The sequence below is a fragment of the Brevibacillus laterosporus DSM 25 genome (genome assembly GCF_002706795.1).
In the GTDB taxonomy this organism is placed as follows: domain Bacteria; phylum Bacillota; class Bacilli; order Brevibacillales; family Brevibacillaceae; genus Brevibacillus_B; species Brevibacillus_B laterosporus.
Genome location: NZ_CP017705.1, coordinates 5,024,318 through 5,037,393 on the forward strand (window position 1 = coordinate 5,024,318; position 13,076 = coordinate 5,037,393).

The 13,076-nt window shown below is 40.1% G+C and carries 11 protein-coding genes; 4 read left to right on the forward strand and 7 right to left on the reverse strand.

What is annotated here, in order from left to right:
• Positions 1 to 18: 18 nt before the first annotated feature.
• On the reverse strand, positions 19 to 1,284 hold the full coding sequence (locus BrL25_RS23310; RefSeq protein ID WP_018669890.1) for a Glu/Leu/Phe/Val family dehydrogenase: 1,266 nt from the start codon (positions 1,282 to 1,284) through the stop codon (positions 19 to 21).
• Positions 1,285 to 1,591: 307 nt separating this feature from the next.
• Between BrL25_RS23310 and BrL25_RS23315 the strand changes: the two genes are divergently transcribed.
• A complete protein-coding gene (locus BrL25_RS23315) occupies positions 1,592 to 1,930 on the forward strand; it encodes a histidine triad nucleotide-binding protein (protein ID WP_018669889.1) in 339 nt (112 codons plus the stop codon).
• Positions 1,931 to 2,029: 99 nt separating this feature from the next.
• Here BrL25_RS23315 and BrL25_RS23320 read toward each other — a convergent pair whose 3' ends face one another.
• The 3 genes from BrL25_RS23320 to mtnA all read right to left on the reverse strand — a co-directional run bounded on the left by BrL25_RS23320 (position 2,030) and on the right by mtnA (position 5,406).
• Positions 2,030 to 3,295, reverse strand: coding sequence for an MFS transporter (locus tag BrL25_RS23320; protein WP_018669888.1), 1,266 nt, complete (start codon positions 3,293 to 3,295; stop codon positions 2,030 to 2,032).
• Between the two features lie 162 nt (positions 3,296 to 3,457).
• Complete coding sequence (locus tag BrL25_RS23325) at positions 3,458 to 4,309, reverse strand: class II aldolase/adducin family protein (protein ID WP_018669887.1); 852 nt, start codon at positions 4,307 to 4,309, stop codon at positions 3,458 to 3,460.
• Between the two features lie 35 nt (positions 4,310 to 4,344).
• Positions 4,345 to 5,406: an S-methyl-5-thioribose-1-phosphate isomerase gene (gene mtnA, locus BrL25_RS23330; RefSeq protein ID WP_018669886.1), complete on the reverse strand. Its 1,062-nt coding sequence runs from the start codon at positions 5,404 to 5,406 to the stop codon at positions 4,345 to 4,347.
• Positions 5,407 to 5,790: 384 nt separating this feature from the next.
• On the opposite strand from mtnA, the gene BrL25_RS23335 reads away from it, so the two are divergent.
• Positions 5,791 to 6,591, forward strand: coding sequence for a DeoR/GlpR family DNA-binding transcription regulator (locus BrL25_RS23335; protein ID WP_018669885.1), 801 nt, complete (start codon positions 5,791 to 5,793; stop codon positions 6,589 to 6,591).
• A gap of 100 nt (positions 6,592 to 6,691) precedes the next feature.
• Here the strand turns inward: BrL25_RS23335 and BrL25_RS23340 are convergent, their stop codons facing one another.
• Together BrL25_RS23340 and BrL25_RS23345 are read right to left on the reverse strand one after the other, a co-directional pair.
• Positions 6,692 to 7,900: a NupC/NupG family nucleoside CNT transporter gene (locus BrL25_RS23340; protein ID WP_018669884.1), complete on the reverse strand. Its 1,209-nt coding sequence runs from the start codon at positions 7,898 to 7,900 to the stop codon at positions 6,692 to 6,694.
• 53 nt (positions 7,901 to 7,953) lie between these two features.
• Positions 7,954 to 8,772, reverse strand: a complete 819-nt coding sequence (locus BrL25_RS23345) for a purine-nucleoside phosphorylase (protein WP_018669883.1) — start codon at positions 8,770 to 8,772, stop codon at positions 7,954 to 7,956.
• A 392-nt stretch (positions 8,773 to 9,164) separates the two neighbouring features.
• Between BrL25_RS23345 and BrL25_RS23350 the strand changes: the two genes are divergently transcribed.
• Both BrL25_RS23350 and BrL25_RS23355 read left to right on the forward strand, forming a co-directional pair.
• The gene (locus BrL25_RS23350) at positions 9,165 to 10,556 is read left to right on the forward strand and encodes a hypothetical protein (RefSeq protein WP_018669882.1); all 1,392 of its coding nucleotides are present in this window, start codon (positions 9,165 to 9,167) and stop codon (positions 10,554 to 10,556) included.
• Between the two features lie 160 nt (positions 10,557 to 10,716).
• A complete protein-coding gene (locus BrL25_RS23355; protein WP_018669881.1) occupies positions 10,717 to 11,577 on the forward strand; it encodes a polysaccharide deacetylase family protein in 861 nt (286 codons plus the stop codon).
• Positions 11,578 to 12,027: 450 nt separating this feature from the next.
• Here the strand turns inward: BrL25_RS23355 and BrL25_RS23360 are convergent, their stop codons facing one another.
• Entirely contained in the window at positions 12,028 to 12,987 is a 960-nt protein-coding gene (locus BrL25_RS23360) for an ABC transporter substrate-binding protein (protein ID WP_018669880.1), read from the reverse strand.
• Positions 12,988 to 13,076 lie beyond the last annotated feature (89 nt).

Here is a 13,076-nt window from a genome sequence, read left to right on the forward strand (position 1 = left end):
GATCGTGTTAGCAAGGAATTATATCCAGCCCCTCGCTTTCATTCCCTCTGTGATGCGGAGTAAAGAGATCATAAAAGCGGCTGTTCTTCTGTCTGTTTGATATTGTTTAGCAATCTGACTTACTTCCTGATAAGAACGTACCATTACGTCTTTTAATTTGTCATTTACTTCTGATTCTGACCAGTAAAAGTTCATGAGGTTTTGCACCCATTCAAAGTAAGAAACCGTCACTCCACCTGCGTTGGCTAAAATATCTGGAATGACCAGGATCCCCTTTTGTTGCAAGACCTCATCTGCTGCTGGTGTTGTTGGACCGTTTGCAGCTTCTGCAATAATTTTCGCTTTAATTCGATCTACATTAGCTGAAGTAATCACATTTTCCAAAGCAGCAGGAATCAAAATATCCACTTCAACTTCTAACAGTTCATCATGTGCAATGAGGCTAGCCCCAGCTACATTACCTAAGGACCCCGCTTCCTTTGCTGTAATGACATCAGGTATATGCAACCCTGCTTTTGCATAGATAGCTGTTTTTGAATCACTAACAGCTACTACTTTAGCGCCTATTTCATGCAAAAGTCTAGCTGCGATTTGCCCAGCATTGCCGAAGCCTTGAATGGCTACTGTTGCATCGGTAGGGGACATGCCCTTTTCTTGTAAAGCTTCTAGAATCGTATACACACAGCCACGTGCTGTAGCCTCATTCCTACCCTTTGACCCGCCAAGAATTAGTGGTTTTCCCGTTATAACCCCCGGCGTAACCGCACCTTTTAGACGGCTATAGGTATCCATCATCCATCCCATTACCTGCGCATTCGTGTAGACATCAGGTGCTGGGATATCTTTTTCGGGTCCAACTACATCGTGAATAGCCTCCATGAATCCTCTGCTGACACGCTCTAATTCTCCTTGACTCATCGTTCGTGGATCACAAATGACCCCACCTTTACCACCACCATACGGTAAATGCACCACACCGCATTTAAATGACATCCACATAGAAAGAGCCTTAACTTCATCAAGAGTTACTTGTGGATGGAAGCGAATTCCACCCTTAGTTGGACCAATAGCATCATTATGTTGCGAACGATACCCATCAAATACACGAACAGTTCCATCATCCATCTTCACTGGAAAAGATACACTGACAACACGTTTGGGCTTTTTCAAAATCTCTACCGCTGCTCGAGGAAGATCAAGCAATTTCGCAGCATTTTCAATTTGCTTTTGAACAATTTCGTACGGATTTAAGTTTTCCGTCATTTTTGTCGCTTGTTGTGCCATGGTTTCCCCCACTCTCTTTCTCTACTATGATAAAGGATTTCTAACATTGTAAAGGAATATTACAAAAAATGAAATATAAAATGCCTTGTGTTTTTTGATTTTACTGATAACTTTCGCACTCTTGTAACAATTTCCTTCATTTTTTAGTATGTAGGATTTTGCTATTTGTATACATACGAGTGGTTTTTTGTCTCTTTTTGCGCTTTCCCAGAAAATAATGAGCCGATTGGGTAAGTAAACTAGTAAATTGATTGGAATTTTACTACAATAAGAGGAAGAATATTAATCAATGAGAGGAGATTTTTATATGGATTGCTTATTTTGTAAAATTATTCAAGGAGAAATTCCTTCCAAAAAAGTATATGAGGATGATGATGTATACGCATTTCACGATATAAATCCCATTGCACCTGTACATATCCTGGTAATTCCCAAAAAACATATTTCCTCCGTTATGGGATTGGATGAATCAGATAAAGAACGAATTGGTAACCTCCACTTGGCGATTCAAAAGGTAGCAAAGGAAGCTGGTTTAGAAGAAAACGGATTCCGCGTGGTAACAAATACCGGAAAACATGGTCAGCAAACCGTCTTCCACTTACATTATCACATTATCGGCGGCAGACAATTGGAATGGAATATGTAAGCTAATCCTTGACATATAAATAAATAAAACACACAAACCAGTATAACCAGCTGACTTGTGTGTTTTCTTTATTCAAATGCGTGAAAGATAATGCATACCCTATGAGTCCGGCTGTGGTTCAGAGGCTGGTTGAGACGCATTATCTGTATGCTGTGGCTTTTGTAGCTGAAGTTTAAACAGTGGTATTACCGCAAAGACCCCGACTACAAAGAATAATCCTGCTATTTGGTAGCTTCCTTGTAACGTAAAAGTTTCCTTTACAACACCAGATACGCTCATCATCACAACCATCATTCCGGAAAATAAGGGGCTAAGCACTCCATTAACCCGTCCAACAAAATCTTCTTCTGCGGACATTAGGATCAAAGTATTGACCCCAATGTGGATACAGGGAAAGAATAATCCGTTAATAAATTGAAAAGCAAGTGCTAGCATAAAATTTTGTGAAAAGCTAATTCCAATGACCGAAATGGCACTACTAATCATACCGATAGCTAATAGTTTCTGAGCGGAGATTTTTTTAGAGATCGTCATCACCAAAGCCCCACCTACTAACATAGCTACACCATTGGTCATCAAAAACCATTGTAAATTCTCTTTAGGTAAGCCTAACTGCTCCACTACTATAAATACACCCAATGGCTGTAATAACCCCACTGCTAAGCCTGCCATCATAAAGCAAAAACTTAGAGTCCGTAATACATTTTTTGACCAGACGTAACGGAACCCGTCAGTCATTTCTTTTAAAATACCTGTGGTAGCATCGTTCTTTTTGGGCTTCTGATCGGCTGGTAATCTATACAGCACGGCTGCTGAAACTAAAAACGCAACTCCTGTCAAGGCGATCGAAACATCAATTCCAAAACTCTGAAATACCATGGTACCAATAGCTGGTCCAACAATCATGAAGATTGCCATTAGCGTTTGAAACATCGCCATTCCTGCTTGCAACTGTTCTGCTGGAACATGCTGTTTAAATAGTTTCATTGCCGATGGTTGTGAAAATTGAGACAAGATAGCAGAAAACAGCGTAACAAAGAATATTGCTTTCCAAGACCCAAACATGAGAGTAAGTAGAACACCAAAAACGGAAACGGCACTTAAAATATCGCACCACACCATCGTTCTTTTTGGTCTCCAACGGTCAGCAAACGTCCCACCTATAAATGAGAAAATAAAGATAGGAGCAAATTCCGCTACAGAAATCATGGAGACCGCATAAGGATCATTATGGGTAATTTCCATAACATACAAAAGGATAGCAAAATTTCGCACCCAAGTGCCTAGCTGTAAAAATACTCCAGACAATAGAATAACGCGTATAAATGGATTTGATAAGATATGCGGTTTTTTTACGGTTTCCACCTGATTCCCCCCTTTAATACATGCTTCCTAGTAGAAGCATCTCTATATCCTATCACATCTGTTTTATTGTATACATGATTTTTTTCACGTAACTTTCAACCAAAAAAAATGCGAAGACCTTAATAAAGTAGGCTTCGCATTTTTTTCTTTCGGATGCATTTCCTATTTTATTTTTGGAAGCTGTAACCGGGAAATAACCGCCTCGGTTACCCGGTTAACAATCTGTTCCATTTGTTGTTCATCTATTTTGACAGTCAGCGTTTGAGATTCTTTGATTGAGGTAGACTGTTCAGATGCAGAGCATACATCAATTCCTGGTGGACAAATGACTCCTACTGGTGTCTCCCCCATGAAACCCATTTTCTCTCGCAACGCTACCAGCTCTTGTACCCGTTCTACTGACAATTCCCGAGCCCCCTTCATTTGTCTTGCAATCCAGTTAATTTTCGCGGTAAATTCTAGTGATTCCATCAAATAATAGGCGGTTTGAAGATCTTTTCCCCATGTAAGTGCCCCGTGGTTTTCTAGCAGAACCCCCTGGTGGTTCATGACGTGAGAAGCAATGGACTCAGGGAGAGCCTGCGTGGAGGGAGTCGCATATTTCGCTACAGGTATGGTCCCAAGGAGCACTACCGATTCTGGCAAAGTTGCAAAATCTAATGGAAGTCCCGCTATTGCAAAAGCTGTAGCATACGGAGGGTGAACATGAACGATTCCACCAATGTCTGGACGCATTTCGTATACTTTCAAGTGCATTTTCATCTCAGAAGTAGGCCGAAGTTCTCCTTCTAACACTTCACCTTGTCCATTTACTTTGACCAGCATTTCTGGCTGCAAAGCTCCTTTACTTACACCGGTTGGAGTGATCCAAATCTCGTTGGTAGAAAGACGAACCGAAATATTTCCATCGTTAGCCGCACCAAAGCCTTTTTCATATACTTTGCGCCCAATCTCACAGATATCCTGTTTTATTTTAGCTTCCTTTTGCATCTGTTCGTTCGTTGGTTCGTTCATGGTTAGTTTGTCCTCCTTGTGTCCTGTGAATCAATCTAGTTGCTTTTCTCAGTGGCTTGGAACAGATCTGTCAACGCTTTATCGTAAGGAGCTCGTAAAATGCCTTTCTCTGTAATGATCGCTGTTATTAAATCGTGTGGAGTCACATCAAAGGCAGGGTTAAAGACTTTGACATCAATCGGTGCTGTCTGCTTACCAAACCCTTCAATAATTTCGCCAGCTTCTCGCTCCTCAATCGGAATTTGGGCTCCTGTAGCAGTTTCAAGATCGATAGTAGACATCGGTGCTGCTACATAAAATGGAATCCCATGAGCTTTTGCCAGTAGGGCTACCCCATAAGTTCCAATTTTGTTAGCTACATCACCATTAGCAGCAACTCGATCGCATCCCACTATAACTGCCTGTACCCAGCCTTTAGACATCACCATTGCCGCCATGTTATCCGTAATTAACGTAACATCAATACCCGCTTCATGTAATTCCCACGCTGTTAGACGAGCTCCTTGTAGAAGAGGACGAGTCTCATCGGCAAATACTTTGATATCCCAGCCTTTTTCTTTTGCCAAATAAATAGGCGCAAGTGCTGTACCATAACGTGCCGTAGCAATCCCACCAGCATTACAATGCGTCAACACTCCCATACCATCCTCAAACAACGTCAGCGCATATTCACCAATCATGCGACATGTTTCCTCGTCCTCATCACGGATCGCATGCGCTTCTGTAACGAGACGTTGCTTAATTTCAGTGACAGATAAGTGCTGATCAGCTAGTGCACGTTGTTCCATACGGTTTAGCGCCCAAAATAAATTTACAGCTGTAGGTCTTGAAGAGGCTAGATACTCTTTCTGCTTTGTGAATACATCGTAGAAGGCCTCAAAGGAATCCTCTGGTGCATCATGGATTCCCAAAAGTAGCCCATAAGCGGCAGCAATCCCAATCGCGGGTGCTCCTCTTACCTTTAGCTCCTTAATGGCATCCCAGGCATCTTTTATGTTGTCTATTTCTAAAAATTCTTTCAAAGTTGGAAGTTTCGTCTGATCTAAAATAAATAAAGTGTTGTTTTCAAAACGAACCGATTGAATAAACGTTGCCATGTGAGAGCCTCCCCCTATTTGTAAACGGTCAAATCAAGTATGAACGGTATAAAATTACTGTTTGTCTTCTATCTCTGTTATAGCAAAAAAACAAAAAATTTTCTGCTACTAATCTAAAAAACACACAAAACCACAAAATCAAACATATATAATGACCGATATTTTGATTTTACTAATCTAGATCCCTATTTTCAACCGCTTTCCAGCCCTTTCATCAAACTTTTTCTACTCCTTCTCCGTATTTCTCTTCCTTTGTCACGACAATTCAACTTTCTTTTCTTTCCATCTTTTTTTACAACGTTATTTTTGGTATCCTTTTTGGCAAGAGAACAGATATATTTACCTGTAGGTCAATTGGGATAGATCATTGTTTTGGGAGGTATTATGTTAGCAATCGAACGTCGCAAAAAAATCATGAATATGCTATTTGAACAAGGAAATGTGATGGTAACCGAGCTCAGTAAACAATTCACTGTTTCTGAAGAGACCATACGTCGTGATTTAGACAAATTAGAGAAGGAAGGCATTTTGGTCCGTACTTATGGAGGAGCTATTTTAGATGATGGACTACGCTCTGATTTCCCACTCTGGGTACGTGAAAGCTACTATGTCGATGTAAAGGAAAAACTAGGAGAAAAATGCGCTCAACTCATTAAAAGCGGCGATACAATCATGCTTGATTCCAGCACTACTTCATTATATATTGCCAAAAAAATAAAAAATAAACAGAATCTTACGGTTATAACCAATTCATTTAAGGTCGAGCTAGAGTTGTCCGATGCTGAGCATGTAAAGCTAATCTCTACAGGCGGAACGCTACAACGGCGCTCCCTTTCGTATGTGAGTCATTCAGCAACCCGTGCCCTTTCCCATTATTTTGCCGATGCATCCTTCGTTTCCTGTACGGGTCTTCATCTCCAACGAGGCGCTACGGACTCTAACGAATTTGAAGCAGAAATTAGAAAGCTTATGTTAAAAAATTCAGAGCAAAAAATCTTAGTGCTAGATCATACAAAAATTGATAAAGCTGGTTTCACATTTATTACCGACTTCCAAGGCATCACAAAAGTGGTAACAGATCAATCCTTATCTGTAGAATGGCGACAACTATTAAGCAGATATAATATTGAGATCGACGATGAGAATATGGATACTGCTCCCGAGGAACCCACTACTTCCTCCTAAGGTTTACTTGCGAGAAAACGCGGAAACATTATTGGTACGAAAAAACGCAGCTTCCTGCCCATATAGGGTTGGAAACTGCGTTTTTTGTTTATTACCACCCTTACAAGAAAATCCCAGCAATCGCACCATTTAACAAGGAAGCCAATGTGCCCGCAAAGATAACCTTCATTCCAACTTGAGCAATTTCACTACGACGCTCAGGTACAAGTGAACCAAGTCCCCCAATCAGCATCGCCATGGAACCAAAGTTAGCAAATCCACACAGCGCAAAGCTTAAGATCGCTACTGTTTTAGGTGTCAAATTTGCCATATTCTTAGCCATATCAATATAAGCAACAAATTCATTTAATACGATTTTTTGTCCGATATAAGAACCTGCTTGAAGAGCCTCAGACCATGGTACACCAACTGCAAAAGCCAGAGGGGAGAAAAGATACCCAAAAATTCTTTGTAAGGTTAACTCCATGCCAAACAATCCCCCAACATAGCCAAGCACACCATTCACCAACGCGACCAAGGCGACAAATGCCAACAGCATCGCTCCTACATTAAGTGCCAAATATAAGCCATCTCCAGCCCCACGTGCTGCTGCATCGAATATATTTGTTGATTCATTTTTTTCCAGTTTTATTTCCCGTTCTTTCATATTTTCAGTCTCCGGGAAGAATAGTTTGGCTATAACTAATCCAGCAGGAGCCGCCATAAAGCTAGCCGCCAGCAAATATTCCATCGGGATACCTAGCAAGGAGTATGCAGCAAGCATTGTTCCCGCTATAGAGGCAAGCCCCCCTGTAAGCACAGCAAATAGCTCTGAGCGAGTCAACTGGCCTAAAAAGGGACGAATAACCAAAGGTGCCTCTGTTTGACCTACAAAAATATTCGCAGCTGCTGACATCGACTCAGCCTTACTCGTACCTAATATTTTAGAAATACCGCCACCAATGTATTTTATAAAAAGCTGCATAACACCGACATAGTACAAAACTGAAATCAGGGCTGCAAAGAAAATAACCATCGGAACAACATTAAATGCTACGACAAACGTAATTTTAGAATCAGGGGTGTACAGTCCACCAAAAAGAAAGTTGATCCCTTCATTCGCATAACTAATAATATGATTCATTACATCGGTGAACTTACTTAATACAGCTCGACCTGCCTCCCATTTTAATACAATGAAAGCGAACAGAAACTGAACAGCTAGTCCTCCAAGAATCGGACGCCATTTAATCCCTTTTTTATTGTTGCAAAACAAGAACGCAATAAATAGAACAGCAATTACCCCAAGGAGGCCTCGTAGAAAATCCATGATGACTTACACCTCTGTTTTTTATTTAATACCTATTCATATAACCTTGTGACTTACATATTCTTCACGATACCTCGTAACAGCTTAGAAAAATTCTCTTTTGCTTGTCCCGCTGCCTCATAAACCTCTTCAGCCGTAATAGGTTGCGGTAAAATACCTGCCGCTAAATTACAAATGCAAGAGATAGTCAACACCTTAATGCCAGTATGGTTGGCTACAATCACCTCTGGTACCGTCGACATACCTACTGCATCTCCTCCTATTACTCGTGCCATTTTAACTTCAGCCGGTGTTTCAAAAGAAGGACCTGTAAAAGCTACATAGACACCTTCTTTTAAGGAAACGCCTGTCTGTGTTGCTACCTGTTTCGCTACCAGAGCTAAGGATTTACAGTATGTGGTACTCATATCAGGAAAGCGATCTCCTAGTCGCTCGTCATTAGCCCCGATCAACGGATTTATCCCCATCAAATTAATGTGATCCGTTACTAACATTAAATCCCCTGGCTGCTGGTCTATATGTAAGCCACCACTGGCGTTTGTCAAAATAAGTTGCTCAACTCCCAGCATTTTCATTACTCGAATAGGAAATGTTACCGATTCAATACTATGACCTTCATAATAATGAAAGCGACCTTGCATAGCGACAACCGTTTTCCCTTCAAGGTTACCAACGATCAACTTACCTGCATGATAATCCACTGTCGACATCACAAAATGAGGAATCTCTTGATAGGGAATAACAATGGCATCATCTAACTCATCCGCTAATTCTCCTAAGCCCGATCCTAGAATCAATCCGATTGTTGGCGTTTGATCTATTCTTTCTTGTATATATCTGTTAGCTTCATCTATAGCTTCCCACTTATGCATAAGAAACCTCCCTGTTGTTTTTTCTGTCTTATCATTCGTTTCTTGTGCAAATACCACAAAACACAACATTACCAAATATAAATCAACAATCGAGTGGTGCAATCCTATTTTATTTTAATATCCGAATTTAATCAAGTTAAAACAGAACATTGTACGTATTTTAGCATGTTAAATTGTTTTTTTTGATTACTAAACAAAACTTTTAATGTATTTTACTTACATTCCAAAAAAATAATCCTTTTAAAAAACTCTTCTATCCCTTTATAATATGGGTATAAAAACGTCTTTATATTGTAATTTTATGGATTTTACTACTGGGTAGCAAACTAAACCTTTTTTTGTAAAAAAGTTTAGTTCAGGTAAAATTCATCTAATTGGGAGGCCAAACAAACATGAAACGAACTCTGCATCCAATGAAAAAGTCTGGACTAGCTTTTGTCTTAGCTTTAAGCGTTTTAACAACGTCTTCCTCTGTTTATGCTCAGGAGACTTTACTGCTTGCGTCTCAGGGAGCATCTTCTTCAGTTGCTACCCTTCATTCCAATGAATATGCTCAATTCTTACAAACCAATTATCAGCTCACCTTTCAAAAACAGGTAACTCAAGCTGATTATCTACAAGCACTAACGACAATACTTGCTTTGCAACCATCCAAAGAAAGCAAAATTTCAATTACAGATGCAAAAGCGGGTTCTACTCTAGCACAAGCTGTTCCTGCTCTGCAAGAACAAGGGATCATCAATTCCACAACTTTGAAACCAAACGAATCCTTAGCAACACAAGATGCCGTCTCTTATGCAGTTCGCGCTGCTGGTCTTAAAGAGTTAGCCTATACGTATCCGGAGGCTAAAGTAAAAAAAGCCTTTGCTTCTGCCTCCCTCACGTATAAAACGGGGCAGCTTCCTATTAAGGTAGCGCAAGAAATTGCCGTAGCAATTGATACAAAGCTACTCCCGGAATCTATTGCTCAAACCGTTATCAAAAATCAAGCTGTTTCTCCTGAAATAGCAGCTTTGTTGATCGGAAAAGTGCTGGAATATAAAGGTGAATATAAGCATTTTCTTGGTCTAACAAGCGATGAAGATATTTATGGTAAGGTTTATCATTCTTGGAAAACCACCAGTTTAATCAAAGCGGAAGAATTACAAAAAATCGTAGACGAAGCACTTAAACAAGATATCGTCACAGGCTATAATCTCAAAGATAAGCGATTCTCTCCACGTTTTGACCCGACTCTTTCGCTCACCTATGGCCATAGCGACATAACGCATGCCATTCAACTGATCGGATTGTTAAAAAGTGAAGGATTGATAGCAAAAGTACAACTGGAGCCAAAAACCTCTGCTTTTATCTATTTAGCCGAATGGGGTCAGCCTGTAATCACTCCTGACTATCAAGTAGTAAAGATTGATAACGGAAAATACATCGCCTACTCCAAAGAATACGATATCAGTTTTGAATTCACATCTGTTGCTGATAAAGAAGCCTTTGATAAGATCATTCACTCTTATGCAAAAAAAGACAAGGAAGATCAATCGGGGTTGATTATCTCATCTTGGTGGCAGCCCCTCTACTTCTCGATGAATGAAATGAAGGGCTATAAACAGATTACCAATAACTATATGGAAAAAGACAATTACATGGCCCAATCCTTCTCGTTAAACGATAAATCGGCTCAAGTAGTTGCTGGTTTTAAGAAGATTGACCCTAAGGTAAACATAACTTCCTATCCCTTTTATGTAGATGCTCCCTTCTATAATTATCTATTAGGTGACTATAAATAAGAAAATGTTCCAAAAGCTCTGCTTACTAGCAGGGCTTTTTTTCTTCCCATCCTCTTTCCGCCTATATCTCATGCTTTGATAAAAAAAGTGCATACTAGCATGTGTGTAAGAATTTCTTGAGAAGGTTCAAGAAGGAAAAGCGGATCGAAAGGAGCCCTTCATGCTACGTAAAATCAGCTATACATTCTGCCTGCTACTTGTTATAGGCCTACTGGCTTCACAAGCTTGGTCTGATACCCTTTATGCAAAGCAAATAACACCGCTTTCTGTTGAGAAAAAGCTACTCATCGGGCGTCCCCTCGCCTTTGAGGTAACGATCCGACAAAAAAACCGCGATTATTATGAAAAACGTGGAGAAGCCATTTGGGACTTGCCTACAGAAAAGAAAGCAATTGCCCTAACCTTTGATGACGGACCAAACGAGTCCTACACCCCTCAAATCTTAGAGCTATTAAAGAAATATGGGGTTAAATCCACCTTTTTTACGGTCGGTACCCGTGTTCAAAAAAATCCCAAGCTGGCAAAACAGATGGTACAGCAACATCACGAGCTGGCAAATCATACACTCACCCATCCAGATATGAGACGCCTTTCAAAACAACGAATAAAAACTGAATTGGAATCTGCTCAATCCATTATTCAAAAAACAACAGGGGTAGTACCTACTCTATTTCGTCCACCTGGTGGTAGTTATAATGAAAAAATTGTGGGTGCAGCAAAAGATATGGGATACTTGGTTGTCATGTGGTCCTGGCATCAAGATACAAAAGATTGGACGAATCCCGGGGTACAAAAGATCGTCAACAAGGTGCTGAGAAATGTACGAAATGGCGATATCATTTTATTCCACGACCACGGTGGTGATCGTCAACAAACCGTAGATGCATTGAAAATAATTTTGCCGGAGCTAAAAAAACGCGGATATGAAATGATTACGGTATCGGAGTTAATTAGCATACGGAATCAGTATCCTGTTAAGGCGAATTTACCTTCCCTTCTCCCAACGAAAGGTCATAAATAGTTGATTTGAGTCTCATAAAAAAACCGCCATAGCTGTGGTGGCAGCATGGCGGTTAAAGTGTATGGGAGGATTTCATCTAACAGATTCCTTCTTCAAAAAGGAAAGTAGTTGGCCTTTATTCAAATCATCGTTATTTGACGTTATAAAACAACTTTTCGCTTGTTGCTGTGAAATTGTTTGTTAGCTTGTTTTTATCAATGTGTCTTGAATCTAGTTATTTACCTCGTCAGTATAAATACAGGTGGAGGTAAAATAAGGAAGATGGATACTTCATTTCTTCCTTACATGACTCCTTGCATAGAATCTGTTGAACCCAATCCTCCCACACAAATCCTGGTGCAAATGGTATCAATCCATATGAATGTACCTATGCACAATCTCTGACCGATTTGGTTACAAAAAGGTTGCAGGGATAACTGCTTACCTTTGAACTACTTGTGCGACAGTGTATTAAAATTTCCCTGGATAAAATCCTTTTGCAAGTATTTCTACCGCTCGCACATTTCGAACACCTTCAAATACATCAGAGAGTGGCAAGCTAACAAATCGCTTATTCTTGATAGCAGGTATATCGGAAAGTGCTTTATTTTCTAATAAGTATTTAATCTTTTCCTCTGCACTAGGTTTATCATAATCATTGATTACAATAACATCAGGAGCACGTTTAATTGCTTCCTCCCAGCTCACTTCACTCCATGACTTTTCCAAATCACCAAATACGTTTTGTCCACCGGCCATCTCTATTAGACGAGTTTCTAATGAATTTCCTGTTGTATATAGACCTGAATTAACACTGTCAAAGACCAAAACCTTGACTGGTTTGTCTATGGTTCCTATCTTTTGCTGAATAGATTGGATGTCTGTTTTCATTTTAGCAACAATATCCTTAGCACGATCTTCCACCTGTAGAATCTTACCCAGCTGTATCATATCCTCATAGACTTCATCGACCGTCGGATGCTTAGATACCGTTCCTGTAATGGTATAAGCTGGGATACCAATTTTTTGTAGCTCCTCAACACTGCCAATCCCTTTAGCTGTAAAGGCAGAGCTTCTACCGATTACGAAGTCAGGCTCTACACTTAAAAAGACTTCTAGTGAAGGGTACTGCTTAGACAAAAGTTTGATTTGATCATATTTTGCCTTATATTCGGGCAGGACTTCATCGTCAGGATAAGCGGTACCAACCATTACCTCTTCAACACCTAATGCTAGAAGCATTTCAGTAACGTGCTGATTCATGCTCACTACTCGCTTAGGAGCTTGTTCAAATGTTAAGGTATGTTCTCCATTTTTAATTTGAATCTTCTCAGCAGCTGGTTGAGAGTTAGTGGAAGCTACTTGGGGAGTGGCCCCATTTCCACAGCCGCTGACTACTAACGTAAGCCCTGCAAACATCGTAATCATCATCTTTTGACCTCTATGCAAAAGGCCCTGTTTCTTCATACTGGAACTTTGCCTATTTACGTTGTTCATCTTGTTTTCCTACCTTTTCATTT